This is a genomic window from Burkholderia sp. MSMB1589WGS (assembly GCF_001636105.1).
GTDB classification, from domain to species: domain Bacteria; phylum Pseudomonadota; class Gammaproteobacteria; order Burkholderiales; family Burkholderiaceae; genus Burkholderia; species Burkholderia humptydooensis.
The window spans coordinates 2,651,088-2,672,951 of the sequence record NZ_LNJT01000008.1 but is presented as its reverse complement, the minus strand read 5'-3'; the positions used below and the strand labels follow the sequence as shown (position 1 = coordinate 2,672,951).

The window sequence follows — 21,864 nt, the reverse complement described above, 5'->3', positions numbered from 1 at the left end:
ATGGCACAGATCGTCTGCACCGGTTTGACGAAACGCTACGACAGCGGCGCGCCCGTCCTGCATCCGCTCGATCTCGAGATCGGCGACGGCGAGTTCATCGTGCTGCTCGGCCCGTCGGGCTGCGGCAAATCGACGATGCTGCGGATGATCGCGGGGCTCGAAACCATCACGGGCGGCGCGCTCGCGATCGGCGGCACCGTCGTCAACGATCTCGCCGCGCGCGAGCGCAACGTCGCGATGGTGTTCCAGAACTACGCGCTGTATCCGCACATGACCGTATACGAGAACATCGCGTTCGGGCTGCGGCGCCTGAAGGTGCCCGCCGCCGAGATCGACCGGCGGGTGCGCGAGGTCGCGCGCGTGCTGAGCCTCGACGCACTCCTCGAGCGCAAGCCGCGCGCGATGTCGGGCGGCCAGCAGCAGCGCGCGGCGATCGCGCGCGCGATGATCAAGACGCCCGACGTGTTCCTGTTCGACGAGCCGCTGTCGAATCTCGACGCGAAGCTGCGCGCGCAACTGCGCAGCGACATCAAGCGGCTCCACCAGCGGCTGAAGACGACGACGCTGTACGTGACGCACGACCAGCTCGAGGCGATGACGCTCGCGGACCGCGTCGTGCTGATGCGCGGCGGGCGCATCGAGCAGCTCGGCACGCCGGCCGAGCTGTACGGCTGCCCGCACACGGTGTTCGCGGCGGGCTTCATCGGCACGCCGGCGATGAACTTCGCCGACGGCGCGATCGAGCGCGCGGCGGGCGGCGTCACGCTCGCCGCGGGCGGCGCGCGCTGGCCGCTCGCCGCGCGCCGCTTCGCGGGCCTGGCCGACGGCCTGCGCGTGAAGCTCGCGCTCCGGCCGAACTATCTCCGGATCGCGACGGGCGCCGGCGCCGGCGCGCAAAACGCGTCCGGGCCGGCGGGCGCGCTCGCGCTCGAAGGCCGCGTCGAGCTCGTCGAGCTGCTCGGCGCCGAGGCGCTCGTCACGTTCGGCTGGAACGGCACGCCGTTCTCGGCGCTCGTGCCCGCGTCGGCCGCCCCCGCGCTCGGCGCCGTGGTAACGTTCACGTTCGACGAGCGCGACCTGCATCTGTTCGACGCGGCGACCGGGCGCAACGTGATGCTGCCCGGCGCCGGGACGCCCACCGGCGCCGCGATGCGGCCGTCGCCGGGCGCGCCGCACGGGCTGACGATGTCGCGCTCTTGAACGGCGAGCGCCGGCCCGTGCACGCGCAGGAGCGACAGATGAACCCAGACCTCGAGATCGTCCCCACCCGCCGCGACGAATCGTTTCGCGCGTGGTCGCACGACTATCCGCACACGGTCGCGAAGTGGCATTTTCATCCGGAGTACGAAATCCACCTGATCCAGGCGTCGCGCGGCAAGTTCTTCGTCGGCGACCATATCGGCGATTTCGCGCCCGGCAACCTCGTCGTCACCGGGCCGAACCTGCCGCACAACTGGATCAGCGAGCTCGGCCCCGGCGAGCGCGTGCCGTCGCGCGACGTCGTGCTGCAGTTCTCGCGCGAGGCGGCCGAGAAGATGGTCGCCGCGTTCGCCGAGCTGCAGCCGGTGCTCGACCTGATCGACGAAGCGTCGCGCGGCGTGCAGTTTCCGGACGAGGTGGGGCTTGCCGTCGCGCCGCTGATGATCGAGCTCGCGAGCGCGCACGGCTGCCGGCGCGTCGAGGTGCTGATGTCGCTGTTCGACCGGCTGTCGTCGTGCGCCGCGCGCCGCATGCTCGCCGGCCCCGGCTACCGGATCGACGCGCAGCACTACATGTCGTCCACGATCAACCAGGTGCTCGCGTACCTGCGGCAGAACCTGCCGGGCACGCTGCGCGAGGCGGACGTCGCCGAATTCGCCGGCATGAGCGTCAGCACGTTCACGCGCTTCTTTCGCCGGCATACCGGCTCGACGTTCGTCCAGTACCTGAACCGGCTGCGGATCAACGAGGCGTGCGAGCTGCTGATGTGCTCGGCGCTGAGCGTCACCGACATCTGCTATCGCGTCGGCTTCAACAACCTGTCGAACTTCAACCGGCAATTCCTCGCCATGAAGGGAATGCCGCCGTCGCGCTTTCGCGCGCTGCACCGGCTGAACGAGCCGCATGAGCCGCAGGCGAAGCACGAACCGCACGCGCGGCCCGCCGCGGACGCGGCGCCGGCCACGGACGCCGCACCCGCCGCACTCGTCGCACCCACCGCGCCGTCGCACGCCGCGCGCACCGTCACCCTTTCACACCGGAGCCTCCACCCGTGACCTTCCTCGGCATCGATCTCGGCACGTCCGAAGTCAAGGCGATCCTAACCGACGCCGATTCCGCGCCGCTTGCCACGGGCAGCGCGCCGCTCGCCGTCGAGCGGCCTCACCCGCACTGGTCCGAGCAAAGCCCGCAGGCGTGGTGGCACGCGACGCTCGACGCGCTCGCCGCCGTGCGCGCCGTGCACCCGCGCGGCTTTGCCGCGCTGCGCGGGATCGGCCTGTCCGGCCAGATGCACGGCGCGACGCTCGTCGACCGCGCGGGGCAAGTGCTGCGCCCCGCGATCCTGTGGAACGACACGCGCGCCGCGGCCGAATGCGTCGAGCTCGAGGCGCTCGTGCCCGAATCGCGCGCGATCACCGGCAACATGGCGATGCCGGGCTTCACCGCGCCGAAGCTGCTGTGGCTCGCGAAATACGAGCCCGCGGTGTTCCGCGCCGCGCACAAGGTGCTGCTGCCGAAGGATTACGTCGCGTGGCGGCTGTCCGGCGAATTCGTGTCCGACATGTCGGACGCGTCCGGCACGCTGTGGCTCGACGTCGGCCGGCGCGACTGGTCCGAGCGGATGCTCGCCGCGACCGAGCTGTCGCGCGAGCAGATGCCGCGCCTCGTCGAAGGCAGCGCTGCGGCCGCGCAGTTGCGCGACGCGCTGCGGCGCGAATGGGGCGTGGCCGGCCCCGTCACGATCGCGGGCGGCGCGGGCGACAACGCGGCGAGCGCGATCGGCATGGGCATCGCGAACGCGGGCAGCGGGTTCCTGTCGCTCGGCACGTCGGGCGTGCTGTTCGCCGGCAACGACCGCTTCGCGCCGAATCCCGGTGACGGCGTGCACGCGTTCTGCCATTGCCTGCCCGAGCGCTGGCATCAGATGAGCGTGATCCTGTCGGCCGCGGCGAGCCTCGACTGGTTCGCGAAGACGCACGACGTCGCCGTCGACACGCTGCCCGCGCTCGCCGAGCGCGCGGACGCATCGCGCGCGCCGCTGTTCCTGCCCTACCTGAGCGGCGAGCGCACGCCGCACAACGACGCGAACGCGCGCGGCGTGTTCTTCGGGCTCGCGAGCGAGCATCGCGCGGGCGACCTCGCGTATGCGGTGATGGAAGGCGTCGCGTTCGCGATGGCGGACGGCTACGCAGCGCTGCGCCGCGCCGGCACGACGCTCGACGACGCGTCGTTCATCGGCGGCGGCTCGAAGAGCGCGTTCTGGGCGCAGTTGTGCGCGAACGCGACGGGGCTCGCGATGCACCGGCACGCGAGCGGCGCGGTCGGCGCGGCGCTCGGCGCGGCGCGGCTCGCGCGGCTCGCGGCGACGCACGATGCGATCGACGACGTGTGCACCGCGCCGGCGATCGCGGAGACGTACCGGCCCGACCCGGCGTCGGCGGGCCTGCTCGGCGAGCGGCTCGCGCGCTATCGGCGGCTGTATCGGGCGTTGAAGGACGAGTTCGCGGGCTGACGCGCGACGCCGCCCCCACCGCCACCGCCGCCGCGAACGCGGCGATCCCCGACCCGGCAGGAATCGCGCCGGCGCCCGCCCGCGCGCCTCAAGCCGCCGCGCCGCGCAAGCGCGCGCTCCGGTCCCGGCACGCGCGCATGCGCGCGGCCTCCCGCGCGGCGCGGCTGCGCACCCGCCGCCTGCGCCCGTACATCTGCGCCGGCCCCACGTAAGCCGTGTTCCTCGGCGTCGCCGCGCCGCCGTCGCGCGGCGCGCCCGCTTCAATAAACGTCTCTTGCATAACGCTTGTCCTTCGCGAGCCGCGCGACGTAGTCCGCCGCCTGCTCGTCGGTCATCCCCCCATGCCGCGCGACGATTGTCTTCAGCGCCGCGTCGACGTCCTTCGCCATGCGCGACGCGTCGCCGCACACGTAGAAATGCGCGCCCTCCTCGAGCCACGCCCACAGCGCCGCGCCCTGCTCGACCATCCGGTCCTGCACGTAGATCTTCTCTGTCTGGTCGCGCGAGAACGCCACGTCGAGCCGCGTGAGGAAGCCGTCCGCGCGCATCTGCGCGAGCTCGTCGCGGTAATAGAAATCGGTGTCCGCGTGCTGCTCGCCAAAGAACAGCCAGTTGCGCCCCTTCGCGCCGCGCGCGCGGCGCTCGTGCAAAAAGCCGCGGAACGGCGCGATGCCCGTGCCCGGGCCGACCATCACGATCGGCACGTCACCACCCGCCGGCGGCCGGAAATGCGCGGACTTCTGCACGAACACCGGCACGGGCGCGTCGGCCGCGCGGTCCGCGAGGAACGTCGACGCGACGCCCTTGCGCTGCCGCCGCCCGTTGCCGTAGCGCACGGCCGACACCGTCAGGTGGATCTCGCCGCGATGCGCGTTCGGGCTCGACGCGATCGAATAGAGCCGCGGCTGCAGGCGCTTGAGCATGCCGACGAGCTCGGCCGCCGAGAGCTCCAGTGGAAACTCGTGCAGCACGTCGGCGAGCTGCTGGCCCCATAGCCACTGCTTCAGGTCGGCCTTGCGGTCGTCGCCGAGCAGGCGCGCGAGCGCTTCGCCCGAGCGGCTGCGCGACGCAACGAACGCGAGCGCGTCCGGATGCGGCCGCGTGATGTCGAGATGCTTCGCGAGCGCGTCGGCAAGCCGCAGCTCGCCCACGCCCGCGACCGCCACCGGCGCGTCCGGCTTCAGGCGCGTGAGCGTCAGCAGCTCGTCGACGAGCTCCGGGCAGTTCGCCGGCCACACGCCGAGCGCGTCGCCCGTTTCGTATTCGAGCGCCGCGCCGTCCGTCGACAGCGACACGCAGCGCGTATCCTTCGCCGCGCCCGGCTCGTTGAGCCGCAGGTTCGCGACGAGCCGCGACGCGGCCGGACGCGTCTTCGTCGGAATCGCGCCCGACGGAATCATCCCGTCCGCCGGCACCGCGTGCAGCGCCGCATCCTCTTCCTTGATCCGCGCGATCGCGCGCTCGAGCCACGCATCGGCGGCCGGCTGGAATTCGGCGTCGCAGTCGACGCGCTCGACGAGCCGCGTCGCGCCGAGCGCGGCGAGCCGCGCATCGAGCCGGCGGCCGTGGCCGCAGAACTGGTCGTAGTTGCGGTCGCCGAACGCGAGCACCGCGTAGCGCAGCCCGTCGGCGCGCGGCGCGTCCTCCGCGAGGAGCGCCGCCCAGAAATCCTGGCCGTTGTCGGGCGCGTCGCCGTCGCCGAACGTGCTCGTCATCAGCAGCGCGTACTGCGCCTTCGCGAGCGACGCGGCCGGATAGTCGGCCATGCACGCGACGCGGATCTCGAAGCCCGAGTCCATCAGTTGCGTCGCGTAGCGCTCGGTCAGCGATTCGACGTTGCCCGTCTGCGACGCCCACAGCAGCACCACCTTCGGCCGCGCGCGCACGATCCGCACGCCGCTCGGCGCGCTCGGCGCATCGGCGGCCGCGCGCGCTGCCGGCTGCGCCGCATCCGCGCGCGCGTCGACGAGCGAGTCCACGCGCGCCGCCGCGCCGCCCGGCGCGCGGCTGAACAGCCCGGCGAGCAGCCCGTCGACCCACAGACGCGCCCTCGCATCGAACGGCGCGCTCGCGGGCAGCACGGGCACGCCGGCCGCACGCCTCCCCTCGGCCGAGCGCAGCCCGCTCACGAAGCCCGCGACGTAGACGCGCTCCGCGTCGGTGAGCTGCGGCGCGCTCGCCGCGGCGGGAACGCCGAGCAGCGCGGCGAAGGGGTCGATGTCGGACATGTCGGGTTCCTCGGAGGCAGCGGCGGCGCGGGCCGCTTCGCGCGCGGCGTGCGCATCGGCTTCGTGCGAGCTGGTTGCTTCGTGCCATGCGGCGCGCGGCGCGCGAGCGCGGTCGTCCGCCTCGACGTCGCCCCCGGCGTCCGCGTTGCCCGGCGCGTCGACGCGCGCGAGCGCGACCGCGCAGAATTTGAGTTCAGGCTGCAGCGACACCGGATCGACCGCGTCGTTCGTGACCGCGTTCACGCACAGATCGTCGCCGTAGACGTCGTTCCAGTGCATCGGCGCGAAGCACGCGCCTGGCTGCACGCGATCCGTGACGACGGCGGGCAGCACCGCGCGGCCGCGCGCCGAGCGGATCTCCACCGCGTCCTTCGCGGCGATCGACAGCGCGGCCGCGTCGTCCGGATGGATCTCGACGAACGGACGCGGATTGAGCTTGTTCAGCATCGCGACCTTGCCCGTCTTCGTCATCGTGTGCCATTGATGCTGCAGGCGCCCCGTATTCAGCACGATCGGGAATTCGGGCGTCGGCATCTCGGCCGGCGCGACGTGCGGCCGCGCGTGGAAGCGCGCCTTGCCGGTCGGCGTCGGGAATGCGACCCGCGGCACGCGGCCGTCGGGGAGCGTCACGCGCGTCCGGCTCGCGCCGTCGTTCAGGTAGCGGACCGGATGGCGGTCCTGCCCGCCGTCCGGCGGACACGGCCATTGCAGCGGCGCATCGCGCAGCGCCGCATGGCTCGCGCCGCGCAGGTCGTAGCCCGTCTTCGGATTCGCGAAGCGCCGGATCTCATCGAATACTTCGGCAGCCGAACCATAGTCGAACGCGTCGCCGTAGCCCATCTCGCGCGCGACCGCCGCGACGATCCGCCAGTCCGGCCACGCGTCGCCGGGCGGCTCGACCGCCTGCCGCATCAGCGTCAGGTTGCGCTCCGAATTGATCATCACGCCCTCGGCTTCCGCCCACAGCGCGCCGGGCAGCAGGATGTCAGCGTAGCGGTTCGTCTCGGTGTCGAGGAACGCGTCCTGCACGATCACGACGTCGGCCGCCCGCAGCCCGGCGATCACGTTCTTGCGGTTCGCGACGGTCGCGGCCGGATTCGTGCAGATGATCCAGCACGCCTTCACGTCGCCCGCCGCCATCTTCGCGAACAGGTCGACGGTGCCGCCGCCCGCGTCCGGGCGAATCGTGCCGGCGGGCAGCCCCCATACGTCCTCGGCGAAACGGCGGTCGTCGCCGTCGAGCGCCGAGCGCTGGCCGGGCAGCCCCGGCCCCATGTAGCCCATCTCGCGGCCGCCCATCGCGTTCGGCTGCCCGGTCAGCGAGAACGGCCCGCTGCCCGGCCGGCAGATCTTGCCCGTGGCGAGATGCAGGTTGCAGATCGCGTTCGTGTTCCATGTGCCGTGCGTGCTCTGGTTGAGCCCCATCGTCCAGCAGCTCGTCCATTCGCGCGCGTCGCCGATCCATTGCGCGGCGAGCCGGATGTCGGCCTCGGCGAGGCCCGTGATCGCGGCGACCCGCTGCGGCGTGTAGTCGCCGAGAAAATCCGGCATCGCGTCCCAGCCTTCGGTGTGCGCGGCGATGAATTCGGCGTCGGTCCTGCCGCTCGCGTGCAGCAGATGCAGCAGGCCGTTGAGCAGCGCGAGATCGGTGCCCGGCCGGATCTGCAGGAACAGGTCCGCCTTCTCGGCCGTCGCGGTGCGGCGCGGATCGACGACGACGAGCTTCGCGCCCGCCTTCACGCGATCCATCATCCGCAGGAACAGGATCGGATGGCAGTCGGCCATGTTGGAGCCGATCACGAAGAACAGGTCCGCGCAGTCGAAATCCTGGTACGAGCCGGGCGGGCCGTCCGCGCCGAGCGACAGCTTGTAGCCGCTGCCCGCGCTCGCCATGCAGAGCCGCGAGTTCGATTCGATGTGCGGCGTGCGCACGTAGCCTTTCGCGAGCTTGTTGACGAGGTACTGCGCTTCGAGCGACATCTGCCCCGACACGTAGAACGCAAGCGCGTCGGGGCCGTGCGCGTCGAGCGCCGCGCGCAGCCGGCGCGCGGTCTGCGCGATCGCGTCGGCGATCGGCACGGGCGCGGGATCGCGGTCGCGCGCGCCGCGCACGAACGCGCGCTCCAGCCGGCCCGCGTTGCGCAGCGCGACGTGCGCGGACGAGCCCTTCGTGCACAGACGCCCGAAATTGGTCGGATGCTCGGCGTCGCCGGACACCTTGACCACCTCGCCGCCCTCGACGTGCAGCACCATCCCGCAGCCGACGCCGCAGTATGGGCACACGGTCTTCACGCTCGCGCCCGTCACGTTCGCCTCGCCTCGCTTCGTCGCCATCGGCCGATGCGGCGCGTTACGCCGCGACCCACACGTAGCCGTCCTCGACGCGCGACGGATACGCGCTCACCGACTTGTCCGGCGCCTCGACACACTCGCCCGTGCGCAGGTCGAAGTGATGCTTGTAGAGCGGCGATGCGACGACGATCCGCTCGCCGAGGCTGCCGATCAGCCCGCGCGACAGCACGGCCGCGTGCGAATGCGGATCGACGTTGCCGATCGCGAACGCGCGTCCGCCGTCGCCGGCGTCGACATGGAACACGGCGACCTGCTCGCCGTTGACGAGCGCGCACACGCCGGTGTTCGGCACGATCTCGTCGAGTGCGCAGACGGGCGTCCACGCGGATGCATGACGTGGGTTGTTCATGGCGATCTCCTAGGGTCTGTTTACATACGGAACGCACATGCGTTGCCACGAGAACGGCCGCTCGCGAGGCGCGCGACGCGGCGAATACTGGACGTATTCGCAAGGAGCGCAACGCGGCGAGCGGCCGTTCTCGTGGCAACCCCAAACTTGAAATTCATTCCAGGGGAATGCCCGAAATCGCCCGTAGGGCGGCGTCGCTCGTCGCTTGTTTGGCTCGGCCAAACCGCGCTCCTCGCTTCTTGCCCTACGGGTGATTTCGGGCATTCGCATGTGCGTTCCGTATGTAAACAGACCCTTGCGTTGACTGACGAAGACGGCGCGCTCAGGCCGTCTCGGTTTCGGTTTGCACTGCGGGTTGCGCTTCGATGCGCGCTTCGGCGGGCATCTGTGCCGCGCGCACGGCGCGCGCGCCGCCCGGGCCGGCCGCATCGCGCTCGTCCGGCGTCGCCGGGCGGATCTGGCCGCGCGCCTCGACGAACGCGATCGTCGAATCGGGCGCGTCGCTGTTGATGAAATGGCGGAAGCGCCGGCGCGTCGCCGGATCGGTGACGGCCCGCTTCCATTCGCATTCGTACGTATCGACGACGTGCTGCATCTCCGCTTCCAGCTCCGCCGCGAGCCCGAGCCTGTCGTGCACGACCACGTCGATCAGGTAGTCGAGCCCGCCTTCGAGGTTCTCGCGCCACACGCTCGTGCGCTGCAGGCGGTCGGCCGTGCGGATGTAGAACATCAGGAAGCGGTCGACATAGCGCACGAGCGTCGCGCGGTCGAGGTCGGCCGCGAGCAGCTCCGCGTGGCGCGGCTTCATCCCGCCGTTGCCGCACACGTACAGGTTCCAGCCCTTCTCGGTCGCGATCACGCCGATGTCCTTGCCCTGCGCCTCCGCGCATTCGCGCGTGCAGCCGGACACGCCGAACTTCAGCTTGTGCGGCGCGCGCAGGCCCTTGTAGCGGTTCTCGAGCTCGATCGCGAGGCCGACCGAATCGCCGACGCCGTAGCGGCACCACGTCGAGCCGACGCACGATTTCACGGTGCGCACCGACTTGCCGTATGCGTGGCCCGATTCGAAGCCGGCCGCGATCAGTTCTTCCCAGATGAGCGGCAGTTGCTCGACGCGCGCGCCGAACAGATCGACGCGCTGGCCGCCCGTGATCTTCGTGTAGAGACCGAACTTCTGCGCGACCTGGCCGACCGCGATCAGCCCTTGCGGCGTGACTTCGCCGCCCGGCATCCGCGGCACGACCGAATACGTGCCGTCGCGCTGGATGTTCGCGAGGTAGTAGTCGTTCGAATCCTGCAGCGACGCGTGCTCCTTCTTCAGCACGAACTCGTTCCAGCACGACGCGAGGATGCCGGCGACGGCCGGCTTGCAGACGTCGCAGCCGAGGCCGCGCCCGTGCCTGCTCAACAGCGCGCCGAACGTCTTGATCCGCTCGACGCGCACCAGGTGATGGAGCTCCTGCCGCGAATACGGGAAGTGCTCGCACAGATGGTTGTTCACGTCGAGGCCCTGCTTCTTCATCTCCGCCTTCATCACCTGCGTGACGAGCGGCACGCAGCCGCCGCACGACGTGCCCGCGCCGGTGCAGCCCTTGAGCGCGCCGATGCTCGTCGCACCCTGCGCCACCGCTTCGCACAGTTGCGCCTTCGTCACGTTGTTGCACGAGCAGATCTGCGCGGCGTCGGGCAGCGCATCGACGCCGAGCGCCGGCTTCGCCGCGCCGTCCGCCTGCGGCAGGATCAGGAATTCGGGCGCCTGCGGCAGCTCGATCCGGTTCAGCATCATCTGCAAGAGCGTGCCGTAATCGGCCGCGTCGCCGACCATCACCGCGCCGAGCAATGTCTTCCCGCACTCGGACACGACGAGCTTCTTGTAGACGCCGCGGCGCTCGTCGGCGAACTGGTACGCGCGGCTGCCGGGCGTCTTGCCGTGCGCGTCGCCGATGCTCGCGACGTCCACGCCCATCAGCTTGAGCTTCGTGCTCAGGTCCGCGCCGGTGAACGCGTCGTCGCCGCCCGCGAGCCGCCGCGCGACGACGCGCGCCATGTCGTAGCCGGGCGCGACGAGGCCGAACGTCTGGCCGTTCCACGCCGCGCATTCGCCGATCGCGTAGACGTTCGCGTCGCTCGTGCGGCAGCCGCTGTCGATCGCGACGCCGCCGCGCGGGCCGATCTCGAGCCCGCACGCGCGCGCGATCTCGTCGCGCGGCCGGATGCCCGCCGAGAACACGATCATGTCGGTGTCGAGATGCGTGCCGTCGGCGAACGCCATCCGGTGCGCGCCCGTCTCGCCGTCGACGATCTCGAGCGTGTTCTTGCCCGTGTGCACCTGCACGCCGAGCGCCTCGATCTTCTCGCGCAGCATCCGGCCGCCGCCTTCGTCGACCTGCACGGCCATCAGCCGCGGCGCGAACTCGACGACGTGCGCGGCGAGCCCCATGTCGCGCAGCGCCTTCGCGCATTCGAGCCCGAGCAGCCCCCCGCCGACGACGACGCCCGACTTCGCGCGCGCGCCGCAGGCCCGCATCGCCTCAAGGTCCTCGATCGTCCGGTAGACGAAGCAGCCGGCGCGCTCGCGGCCCGGCACGCTCGGCACGAACGGCGTCGAGCCGGTGGCGAGCACGAGCTTGTCGTACGCGAGCGTCTCGCCCGTCGACAGCGCGACCGTGCGCGCGCCGCGGTCGATCGCGACCGCCTTCGTGTTCAGCAGCAGGCGGAAGTTCGGGTGATGCTCGAAGAAGCCCGGCTCGACGAGCGACAGATCATCGGCGGACTTGCCGGCGAAGAATTCGGACAGGTGAACGCGATCGTACGCGGGGCGCGGCTCTTCGCAGATCACCGCGACCTGCGGCGCGGCGCTCGCGCCCGGCGCGCCGGCCGCGATGCATTCGAGCAGCTTGTGACCGACCATCCCGTGACCGATGACGACGATTTTCATGATGAATGCCCTTTTGTTGATCCGTGAAGCCGTTCGTCAATGCGTGAAGCCGCTCGCGGCGAGCGCGCGCTCGCGCAGCGCCGCCTCGCGCGCCTTGTGCTCGGCGCTGAACCGTACCGCGAGCGCGCAGAACGCCGAAACGGTGACGAATAGGCCTAGCAGCGTGAGCGTTTGTTGGATATCGCCGACGCCTTTCATCAGGAAGCCGGCCGCGACCGCGCCGACGTTGCCGCCCGCGCCGATGATCCCCGCGACGCCGCCGAGCGCGCGGCGATCGATGAACGGCACGAGCGCGTAGGTCGCGCCGCACGCCATATGCGTGAAGAGGCCGAACGCGACCATCGCGACGACAGCGGCCGGCACGCTGCCCGCGTGCGCGAACCCCAGCAGCCCGAGCCCTTCGCCGACGATCAGCGCGAACAGCAGCGTCGCGCGCACGTCGAGCCCGCGGCGCGCGGCCACGCGGTCCGACAGCCAGCCGCCCAGCGCGCGCGCGAAAAGCGCGAGAAGGCCGAAGATGCCGGCGGCGAGGCCCGCGTCCCTCAGCGACAACTGGAAGTGATTGACGTAATAGAGCGCGGCGATGTTGTGCATGAACACCTCGACGCCGAAGCACGCGCCATACGTGACGAACAGCATCCACACACGGTAGTTCGCGCACGCGGCGGCGAAGCTCGCGAAACCGCCCTTCTTGCCGCTGTCGATCGTCACGCCGCGCGCGCGCAGCGCGACGAAATCGCCCTGCGGGCAGTCCTGCGTGCCGCGCCAGTAGACGATCGCCATCACGAGCATCGCGACGCCCGGCGCCGCGAGCGCCGCGCGCCACGCGGACGCGTCGGGCAGCCCGAGCAGCAGCGCGGCGGCGACGAGAAGCGGCATCGCCGCCTGCGCGGCGCCCGCGCCCGCGTTGCCCCAGCCGGCCGCCGCCGCGTTCGCGGTGCCGACGACGTTCGGCGCGAACATCACCGACGTGTGGTACTGCGTGATCACGAAGCTCGCGCCGATCGCGCCGATGCCGAGCCGGCACAGCAGGAACGTCGGGTAATCGTGCGCGAACGTCACCGCGAACACCGGAATCGCGCCGAGCGCAAGGAGGCCCGCATAGACGCGGCGCGGGCCGAAGCGGTCGCACAGCGGACCGACGACGAGCCGCACCGCGATCGTCGCCGCAACGGCGGCGATGTTGACGTTCGCGACCTGGTCCGCGCTCAGCCTGAATTCGCGGGCGATCAGCGGCATCAGCGGCGCGCACGCGAACCATGCGAAGAAACACACGAAGAACGCGATCCACGTCAGATGGAACGCGCGCATCGGCGCGGTGCGCCAGTCGAGAAGATCGATGCGGGTGGCTTTGTCGGACATCGGGGTTGTCTCACCAAACGAAAACGGCGCCCTGCGAACCCGGTCGAGTGACCGGATGCGTAGGACGCCGTTGCCCAGGAAGCCCGTTGCCGGGCGGATCGGTATTCGGTGCTGCGAAGCGAATCGTCTTTGAGTCGCCCGTCGATCGCTCAGCAAGCGCCGTGCCAGTCGCCGCAAAGCGTGATGCCGCGCGGGATTGCGCCCGATTGCACGCGATTGCACCGGTTTCGCCCCGCGCGCCGACGATGCGCGATGACGCAGCGAAGCACAGATCTGGTGCGATGCAGCACTGTCGGCGTGCGACAGGTCGGTGCTGAAACGGTGCGGAGACGGGGCGGAGACGGGGCGGTCCGCGCGCCGCGCCCGAGCCGCCGCGGCGGCTTGCACGCCCATCGATGACCAACCGACCACCGCGGCTGACGCGCACGATGTCCCCGACGCCCCCGACGCCCCCCGACGCACCGCCCTCGCCTGCACGACACGACGCGCGAAGCCGCCGCCCCGCGTCACCGGGCGCGCGAGCGGCGCTGGCCCGGATATTGCTCGAAGTGAAGCGTCATCGGCAACGGCGCCGGTGCCGCATCGCATGACTTCTTCCGGATCGTCCGCCGACGGACGGTCCAATTGGACAACGGTGTCCCACGCGTCCGGCCGATTCGTCGGCCGGATGCGCAGGACACCGTTCTTTTTTTGTTGAAGCGCATTCGCCGCGAACGCGCCGCGCGCACGGCATGGGGATACGAAGATGAACACGATGGGCAAAGTCACGCTGCTCGGCGCCGGCCCCGGCGATCTGGACCTGCTGACGCTGAAGGCGGCGAAGGCGCTCGCGGCCGCCGACGTGCTGCTGCTCGACGACCTCGTCAATCCGGACATCGTCGCGCTCGCGCCGCAAGCGCGCGTGATCCGCGTCGGCAAGCGCGGCGGCTGCCGCTCGACGCCGCAGGCGTTCATCGAGCGGCTGATGTGCCGCTACGCGCTGCGCGGCGCGCACGTCGTGCGCGTCAAGGGCGGCGACGTGCTGCTGTTCGGCCGCGCGGGCGAGGAGCTCGCCGCGTTGCGCGCGGCGCGCGTGCCGGTCGAGATCGTCAACGGGATATCGTCGGGCTTCGCGGCCGCGGCGAGCCTCGGCGTGTCGCTCACGCACCGCGATCACTGCCAGGGCGTGACGTTCGTCACCGCACACCGGCAGGACCACGGCGAGCCCGACTGGGCAAGCCTCGCCGCAACCGGCACGACGCTCGCGATCTACATGGGGATGAGCCGCATCGAGCGGCTCGCGGCGGGCCTGCTCTCGGCGCTCGACGCCGCGACGCCCGCCGCCGTCGTGCAATGGGCGGGCACGCCGGCCGAGCGGCGCTGGACCGGCGCGCTCGGCCGCCTCGCGTCGGGCGCGGCCGAAGCGGGGCTCGGCAGCCCGGCCGTGATCCTCGTCGGCCGCGCGATCGGCGAAGCGCTCGCAATCGGCGGCGCTTGCGCGGCGCGGGACGCGACGGCGCCCGCCGGTTCGGACGGCGCGCATGCCGCACACGCCTCGCACGCCGCCGCATGCGCGCTCGATCGCCCGCCGGTCTGCCACGCGGCCTGAGCCGCGCCAGCCGGCGGTTGCGCGCCGCGTGCGCGCGCGTATGGTGTAGTAGTCAACACAAGAGCATGGGCGGGCGCCGCCGCAACGCGCCCGCCGCTTCCGTCCGACACATGGAATCGACCGATCCTTCCTCCCGGCTGCGGGTGCTGCTCGTCACCGATACCGACAAGCCGCTCGGCGAGCTGCGCGACACGCTCGCGCGCCTCGGCTACGAGATGCTCGACGAGGTCGCGACGCCCGCGCGGCTGCCCGCGGCCGTCGAGGAGCAGCGCCCGGACGTCGTGATCATCGACACCGAATCGCCGTCGCGCGACACGCTCGAGCAGCTCGCGGTGATGAACGCGACCGCGCCGCGCCCCGTGCTGATGTTCAGCCACGACGCCGACCAGCGGTTGATCCGCGCGGCGGTCGGCGCGGGCGTGAGCGCGTATCTGGTCGAAGGGCTGTCCGCCGGGCGGCTCGCGCCGATTCTCGAAGTCGCGCTCGCGCGCTTCTCGCACGACGAGCAGTTGCGCAAGCGGCTCGCCGACGTCGAGCTCGAGCTCGCGGAGCGCAAGCTGATCGACCGCGCGAAGCGCATGCTGATGGACCGCCGCAAGCTGTCCGAGCAGGACGCGTACGCGACGCTGCGCCGCAGCGCGATGGATCAGGGCATCCGGATCGTCGAGGCGGCCCGCCGGCTGCTCGCGGCGCACTCGCAATCTTGACCCTAAGGTGCACCCAGCATGGACCCAGCGCGCATCAACCAAGCGACTCCCGACGCGCCCGAACGCGGCCGTCTGCGCATCGGCTTCGTCGCGCTCAGCGACGCGGCGCCGCTCGTCGCGGCGAAGCGGCTCGAACTCGGCGAACGTTACGGCCTCACGCTCGAGCTTTGCCGGCAGCCGTCGTGGGCGAGCATCCGCGACAAGCTGCTGTCGGGCGAGCTCGACGCGGCGCATGCGCTGTACGGGCTCGTCTACGGCGTGCAGCTCGGCATCGGCGGGCCGCGCGCCGAGATGGCGGTGCCGATGGTGCTGAACCGCAACGGCCAGGCGATCACGTTCTCGAACCGGCTCGCCGACGCGCACCGCGCGTCCGGCAACCTGAAGGCCGCGCTCGCGACGCTCGGCCGGCGCCCCGTGTTCGCGCAGACGTTCCCGACCGGCACGCATGCGATGTGGCTGTATCACTGGCTCGCGTCGCATGGCGTCGATCCGCTGCGCGACATCCGCAGCGTCGTGATTCCGCCGCCGGAGATGGTCGGCGCGCTCGCGGCGGGCGAGCTCGACGGACTGTGCGTCGGCGAGCCGTGGAACGCGGTCGCCGAGGCGCGCGGCGCGGGCCGCACGGTCGCGGCGACGAGCGAAGTGTGGCGCGATCATCCGGAGAAGGCGCTCGCGTGCCGGCGCGAATTCGTCGCGCTGTATCCGAATGCCGCGCGGCTGCTCGTGCGCACGCTGCTCGACGCGTGCGCGTGGCTCGACGATCCGGCGCATCGGATGCGGGCGGCCCAGTGGCTCGCAAAGCCGGACGCGATCGGCGTGCCCGTCGAGCAGATCGCGCCGCGGCTGCTCGGCGATTACGGCGCGGGGCCGTTCGCGCAGCCGCCCGCGCCGATCCGCTTCTACTCGAACGGAACGGCGAACCGGCCGGCGGCGAGCGACGGCCTGTGGTTCCTGTCGCAGTATCGGCGCTGGGGGATGTTGAGCGGCGACGTCGACGATGCGGCGATCGCGAACGGCGTCGCGCAGACGGCGATCTATGACGAAGCGGTCGCGCTCGCGGGAGTGCGGGGCGTCGATTGACGCGGCGCGCGCCGCATGCATGCGCGCATGCTCACTCGGCCGCATCGCGAACGCACCGCAAACTTCGATGCGTCGCCGCTCGAATCATGTGCGCGGATCTTCAGCGCATGCCGGCCTCCGATGCGCTCGCCGATTCGCAGTGGCAGCGCGAAAACGGCGAAATCGCCAGATTCGACGCGAGCGGGACGTTCCCGCCGTTTCAGCCCGACGAGCACGTTCCTGTTCATCCATCGGATCGACAGACGATTCGCCGCGACCGCGCGCTACGGCTTCACGCGAATTAAGCGGGATCGATTACCAAATTCCGCATTTTTAATGCGCGCTCGTTTGAATCATTAACAACTCGATACATTGAAGACGCAAAAGGCAATACCCATTCGCGCCCCATTCCTGTGACGAATGGTTTAGCATGCAACCGCACGTTGCTGCATCAGCACGCCGCGATCCGCATCCGTCAGGCCCCCGCGCGCATCCGGTCGCTCGCACCGAGCATCCCGATTCAAGCGTCATTCAGCAGTGCTTTCGCCCGTCAGGCAACGTCCGCTCACCGGACCCACCGACACAATTTCCCTTGCCCAAGAGCAAATGGAGGAGATATGAAGGCGCGTCTTGATACGAGGAAAGTCTTCAGTTATTTATTCGCCTTTTTCATTGCCTTTCTCGCGAGCTGTTCCGATCACGACGACATCTCGGGCGGCGGCGAACCGTCCGCGTCCGCGCTCGCGTTCCGGCTCGACCGCGGCGGGCAGATCAACGCGTTCTACCGGCAGGACAAGATCGCCGCGCATCTGCTGATGCGCTCGTCGACGAAGCCGCGCCTGCTCGTCGTGTTTCCGGCCGGCAACAGCGGCGCGGGCCTCTGGTTCGACGACACGCCGCAGCCCGTCAACTGGAGCCAGGACACGCCGATCGCGCCTGCCACCATGCAGGACGCGTCGGGCCGGACGCTGTACGGCATCGGCGTCGACGTGTCGGCCGACGTGAGCAGCCTGTCGATCCGGCAGGCGCTGCTGAGCTCCGTGCGCTTCCTGCGCGACTACAACGGCGGCGCGACCGTGCCGTCCGACATCGTCGCGCAGCCGTCCGTGTCGAGCAACGTCGCGCTCTGGCAGCGCAACCGCGTCGACGGCGCGCCGGGCTACGCGCTGCGCGTCACGGTGATCGACGGCGGCGCGATCGCCGCCGACGGCGCCGGCAAGCTGCTGCTGCAATCATCGTCCGGCGCGCCGACGCTGCGGCTGCGGATCGAGGCGTTCAGCGGCGAGACGCCGCTGCAGCCGATCACGCGCGCGAATCTGTTCACGTCGGCCGTCAACCCCGATCCGCTGAGCCAGAACGTGTTCGAATTCCTGAGCTTCAGCGACAAGCTGCTCGCGGGCTCGTGGCAGTACGACACCTACTTCGGCCGCGACACGCTGATCTCGGTGCGGATGCTGATGCCCGTGCTGCAGCCCGACGTGATCGAGGCCGGGCTCGGCTCGGTGCTGAGCCGCCTGTCCGCGGACGGCAAGGTCGCGCACGAGGAAGGCATCGGCGAATTCGCGCTGATCGACAACCGGAAGCACGGCCGCCCGAACGATCCGACGCCGACCTACGACTACAAGATGATCGACGGCGACTACATGCTCGCGCCGATCATGGAGGACTGGCTGATCGAGGATCCGCGCGGGCAGGCGCGCGCCGCCGCGTATCTCGCGCAAAAGGGCGGCGATGGCGCGACCAACGGCAGCCGCTTCGTCGCCAATCTGCTGCGCGTCGCGCAGACCGCGCAGCCGTTCGCGCAGCAGGCGCTCGCCGCGAACCTGATCCGGCTGCGCCCGGGCGAGATCGTCGGCAACTGGCGCGACAGCACCGACGGCATCGGCGGCGGCGTCTACCCGTACGACGTCAACGTCGCGCTCGTGCCGGCCGCGCTGCGCGCGACGAGCAACTTCCTCGCGCGCGGGCTGCTCGACCCGTATCTGAGCGCCGACCAGCGCGCCGTTCTCGCGAACGCAGGCGCGGCGGCGGCCGTCTGGGAACGCGCCGCGCCGCCGTACTTCCAGGTCGCCGTCACGCCGGACGACGCGCGCGCGAAGCTCGCCGCTTACGCGCCGCAAGCGGGCGTGCCGGCCGGCACGGTGCCGAACACGGCGCTGCAGTTCGATGCGATCGCGCTCGACGCGAACCGCAACCCGATTCCGATCATGCATTCGGACGGCGGCTTCGTGCTGCTGTTCGGCGATCCGCCGCCGGCGCTGCTCGCGCGCATCGTCACCGACGTGATGCGTCCATTCCCGGTCGGTCTCGTGACCGACGTCGGCATGCTGATCGCGAATCCGGCGTATGCGGCCCCGACGCTGTGGCCGCGCTTCACGAACTCCGCGTATCACGGCACGGTGATCTGGTCGTGGCAGCAGGCGATGTGGGCCGCGGGCCTCGACCGGCAGCTCGCGCGCACCGATTTGCCGGGCGACCTGCGCACGCTGCTCACGCAGGCGCGGCAGCAGATCTGGCAGGCGATCGCGAGCGCGAAGGACATGCGCTCGACCGAGATGTGGTCGTGGTCATACGCGAACGGGCAATACCAGACGGAGGCGTTCGGCACGCGCAGCGCCGACGCGACCGAAGCGAACGCCGCGCAATTGTGGAGCACGACATATCTGGCGATCCGGGACCCGCAACTGCGTGCGGGCAAGTACTGGTGGGAGGCGCGCGGAGCCGGCGGCGACGCGCCGCAGCGCGATTCGACGGACGCCGCGGCGGGGAACGGCTTGGGCGCCGCGAATGCCGCGAACGCAGTGAAAGGCGCGGCTTCGTGATCGCTCGGGCGAGCGATCGTTCGATGACGCGCCGCAGTCGAAGCCGCCTCGCATGAGAGCGGCCCGTCGCGCCGGCTCGATCGGAGCGGCGCGGCATCGAGCGCGACATCGAGCGGCTGCGCGTTCGCCGTCGCGCCAACGCCGCCGCGCCCGAAAGCGCGGCGCAAAAAGAGAAAAGCCGCGCGAGCGATCGCGCGGCAAAATCCGCCTGCATCCAAGGGCCACCTCCAGATGGCGGGCGGCGCACTAGCCTCGATCAGCCACTAGTGCCGAACCAACGAAACCGGTCGAGCGTCGGGGCGGCGGCGGCTTCGCCGCCCCGACGCTCCGGCGGACGCGATCAGCGCGCCGCCTGATAACCGCGAAACAATGCGGCGGCGTTGCGCTCGAGCGTATCGAGGTGATAGCCGCCTTCCTGCACGATCAGCGTCGGCACGCGCAATCCGCCGACGAGCGCGCCGAGCCGCCCGAAGCCCTCGGTCGTCACCGCGACCTTCGCCTGCGGGTCCTCGCGATACACGTCGAAGCCGAGCGCGAACACCAGCACGTCGGGCGCGAAACGCTCGACGATCGCCTTCGCGCGCTCGAGCTGCGCGAAGAACACCGGTTCGGCCGAGCCGTGCGGCATCGGCAGGTTCACGTTGAACCCTTCGCCGCGCCCCGCTCCGCGCTCCGCTTCGTAGCCGGTGACGGCCGGATAGAAGTTCGTCGGATCGCCGTGGATCGACACGTACAGCACGTCGTCGCGATCGTAGAACAGCTCCTGGATGCCCTGGCCGTGATGCATGTCGGTATCGAGGATCGCGACGCGCGCGTGGCCGGCGCGCAGCGCCTGCGCGGCGATCGCCGCGTTGTTCAGATAGCAGAAGCCGCCCGCCGCGTCGCGGCGCGCATGATGGCCGGGCGGACGGCAGAGCGCGTATGCGTCGCGCGCGCCGCGGCCGAGCGCCGCCGCGCCGGCGAGCGCGCTCTGCGCGGACCAGTACGCGGCGCGATACGTGTGCTCGCCGATCGGACAACTGCCGTCCACGAGATAGCGCGCCGCCTGCGCGAGCACGCCGCGCAGCGGATTCGGCTCGCGCACGTAGATGTTCGAGATCACCTCGGGCCCCCAGTCCTCCGGGATGCGCCGCCACTCGCGATGCGCGCCGGCAAGAAAGCGCAGGTACGGCTCGCTGTGCACGGCCGCGAGCGGCGCCGTGCCGAAGTCCTCGGGCGCGCGCACGTCGAAGCCGAGCGATTTCGCGGCGTCGAGCAGCCGCACGGCCCGTTCGGGCACCTCGTGCGGCGCGCGCATCTTGCCGCGCGACAGATAGGTGAGCGGACTGTGCTTCAGTTGGTCCGGATGAAAATAAGTCAGCATGCGAACTCGGTTCGTTCCAGGATCGATCGGTCAATGCGGCTGCGCGGCGGCGTCCGCGTGCGCGCCCGCATGCGCCGACTGCGTCGATTGCGCCGCGTGCTCACGCACGCCGGCGCGCGCGAGCACCGCGCCGAGCAGCACGTTCGCGCCCGCCTCGACGTGCTCGGGCAGCGCGCGCTCGGCCGCGTTGTGCGACAGCCCGCCGACGCACGGAATGAACACCATCGCGGCCGGCACGCAGCGCGCGAGACGGATCGCGTCGTGCCCGGCGCCGCTCGCGATCCGCTCGTGCGCGTAGCCGCAGCGGCGCGCGGCCGCGTCGACGAGCGCGACGCACGCCGGATCGAACGGCGTCGCGGGGCTCGACCAATGCACGCCGATGTCGACCGCGACGCCGCGACGCCCGGCGATTTGCGCGCACGCGTCGCGCAGCTCGCGCTCGATCGCGTCGAGCCTGTCATCGTCAGGATGACGAAGGTCGATGCCGAACGCGACGCGCCCGGCGATCGTGTTGCGCGACGCATTGTCGATCGCGCCCTGCCCGATCGTCGCGAGCGCGTCGGGCGCATGGCGCGCGACGAGCGCTTCGATCGCGAGCGCGATCTCGGCGCTCGCGACGAGCGCGTCCTTCCGATACGGCATCGGCGTCGTGCCCGCGTGCGCGGCGACGCCCGTCACGGTCGCGTCGAGCCAGCGGATCGCCTGTCCGCCCGTGACGACGCCGATCGCCGCACCGTGCCGCTCCAGCACCGGGCCCTGCTCGATGTGCGCTTCGAAGTACGCATCGACGCGTTCGCGCAACTGCGCGAGCGCCGGCTCCGGGCTGCGCGCCGCATGCGCGCCGCGCAGCCATGCCGTGCGCAGCGCGTCGCGATAGCCGCACGCGTCGAGCGCCTCGGCAAGCGTGACACCGTCCGCATCGCGCGCGGCGAGCGCCGCGTCGAGCGGCTGCGCGCCGGTGAACACCGCCGAGCCGAGCATCGCCGGCGTGAAGCGCGCGCCCTCCTCGTTGGTCCACGACACGATCTCGATCGGCTTGCCGGTGACGATTCCGCGATCGTTCAGCGTGCGCACGAGCTCGAGCCCGGCGAGCACGCCGTAAGCGCCGTCGAAGCGGCCGCCTTCGGGCTGCGTGTCGAGATGGCTGCCGACGAGCACGGCCGGCTGCGCGTCATCCGCGCCGGCGCGCCGGGCAAACAGGTTGCCGATCGCATCGACGCGCACCGTCATCCCCGCTTCGCGACACCATTGCGCGAAGCGCTCGCGGCCGCGCCGGTCGGCGTCGGTCAGCGCGAGCCGGCGCACGCCGCCGCGCGCGGTGCAGCCGATTTGCGCGAGCTCCGTCAGGCTGTTCCAGAGCCGCGTACCGTCAATTTCCCACACT

General features: G+C 71.1%; 13 protein-coding genes. 7 read left to right on the top strand and 6 right to left on the bottom strand.

The features are described 5' to 3' along the window. The 3 genes from ugpC to xylB are packed head-to-tail and all read left to right on the top strand — an operon-like array spanning window position 1 to window position 3,712. The gene (gene ugpC, locus WT16_RS28880; protein ID WP_063534802.1) at window positions 1–1,200 is read left to right on the top strand and encodes a sn-glycerol-3-phosphate ABC transporter ATP-binding protein UgpC; all 1,200 of its coding nucleotides are present in this window, start codon (window positions 1–3) and stop codon (window positions 1,198–1,200) included. Then, on the top strand, window positions 1,197–2,255 hold the full coding sequence (locus WT16_RS28875) for an AraC family transcriptional regulator (RefSeq protein ID WP_059933778.1): 1,059 nt from the start codon (window positions 1,197–1,199) through the stop codon (window positions 2,253–2,255). Before ugpC ends, WT16_RS28875 begins: the two co-directional genes overlap by 4 nt. Then, the gene (gene xylB, locus WT16_RS28870) at window positions 2,252–3,712 is read left to right on the top strand and encodes a xylulokinase (RefSeq protein ID WP_063534801.1); all 1,461 of its coding nucleotides are present in this window, start codon (window positions 2,252–2,254) and stop codon (window positions 3,710–3,712) included. The genes WT16_RS28875 and xylB overlap by 4 nt, the downstream gene beginning before the upstream one ends. A 260-nt stretch (window positions 3,713–3,972) precedes the next feature. On the opposite strand, the gene WT16_RS28865 is transcribed toward xylB, so the two are convergent. The 4 genes from WT16_RS28865 to WT16_RS28850 all read right to left on the bottom strand — a co-directional run bounded on the left by WT16_RS28865 (window position 3,973) and on the right by WT16_RS28850 (window position 12,941). Next, a complete protein-coding gene (locus WT16_RS28865) occupies window positions 3,973–8,247 on the bottom strand; it encodes a bifunctional nitrate reductase/sulfite reductase flavoprotein subunit alpha (RefSeq protein WP_063535000.1) in 4,275 nt (1,424 codons plus the stop codon). Window positions 8,248–8,290: 43 nt separating this feature from the next. Further along, window positions 8,291–8,641, bottom strand: coding sequence for a nitrite reductase small subunit NirD (nirD, locus tag WT16_RS28860; RefSeq protein ID WP_063534800.1), 351 nt, complete (start codon window positions 8,639–8,641; stop codon window positions 8,291–8,293). A 322-nt stretch (window positions 8,642–8,963) separates the two neighbouring features. Continuing rightward, entirely contained in the window at window positions 8,964–11,579 is a 2,616-nt protein-coding gene (gene nirB / locus WT16_RS28855; protein ID WP_063534799.1) for a nitrite reductase large subunit NirB, read from the bottom strand. 36 nt (window positions 11,580–11,615) lie between these two features. Beyond that, window positions 11,616–12,941, bottom strand: coding sequence for an MFS transporter (locus tag WT16_RS28850; protein WP_015603161.1), 1,326 nt, complete (start codon window positions 12,939–12,941; stop codon window positions 11,616–11,618). Window positions 12,942–13,686: 745 nt separating this feature from the next. Here WT16_RS28850 and cobA point away from each other — a divergent pair. The 4 genes from cobA to WT16_RS28825 all read left to right on the top strand — a co-directional run bounded on the left by cobA (window position 13,687) and on the right by WT16_RS28825 (window position 19,117). Next, window positions 13,687–14,529 carry a uroporphyrinogen-III C-methyltransferase gene (gene cobA, locus WT16_RS28845; RefSeq protein WP_015603760.1) on the top strand — a complete coding sequence of 281 codons (843 nt, stop codon included), beginning with the start codon at window positions 13,687–13,689 and terminating at the stop codon, window positions 14,527–14,529. 110 nt (window positions 14,530–14,639) lie between these two features. Beyond that, window positions 14,640–15,236 carry an ANTAR domain-containing protein gene (locus WT16_RS28840; RefSeq protein ID WP_063534798.1) on the top strand — a complete coding sequence of 199 codons (597 nt, stop codon included), beginning with the start codon at window positions 14,640–14,642 and terminating at the stop codon, window positions 15,234–15,236. Between the two features lie 18 nt (window positions 15,237–15,254). Further along, window positions 15,255–16,316, top strand: a complete 1,062-nt coding sequence (locus tag WT16_RS28835; RefSeq protein ID WP_006027098.1) for a CmpA/NrtA family ABC transporter substrate-binding protein — start codon at window positions 15,255–15,257, stop codon at window positions 16,314–16,316. A 596-nt stretch (window positions 16,317–16,912) separates the two neighbouring features. Further along, a complete protein-coding gene (locus WT16_RS28825; protein WP_063534796.1) occupies window positions 16,913–19,117 on the top strand; it encodes a hypothetical protein in 2,205 nt (734 codons plus the stop codon). 340 nt (window positions 19,118–19,457) lie between these two features. Here WT16_RS28825 and WT16_RS28820 read toward each other — a convergent pair whose 3' ends face one another. Then, entirely contained in the window at window positions 19,458–20,480 is a 1,023-nt protein-coding gene (locus tag WT16_RS28820; protein WP_059933797.1) for a histone deacetylase family protein, read from the bottom strand. A 30-nt stretch (window positions 20,481–20,510) separates the two neighbouring features. Continuing rightward, the gene (locus WT16_RS28815) at window positions 20,511–21,863 is read right to left on the bottom strand and encodes a Zn-dependent hydrolase (protein WP_063534795.1); all 1,353 of its coding nucleotides are present in this window, start codon (window positions 21,861–21,863) and stop codon (window positions 20,511–20,513) included. Window position 21,864 lies beyond the last annotated feature (1 nt).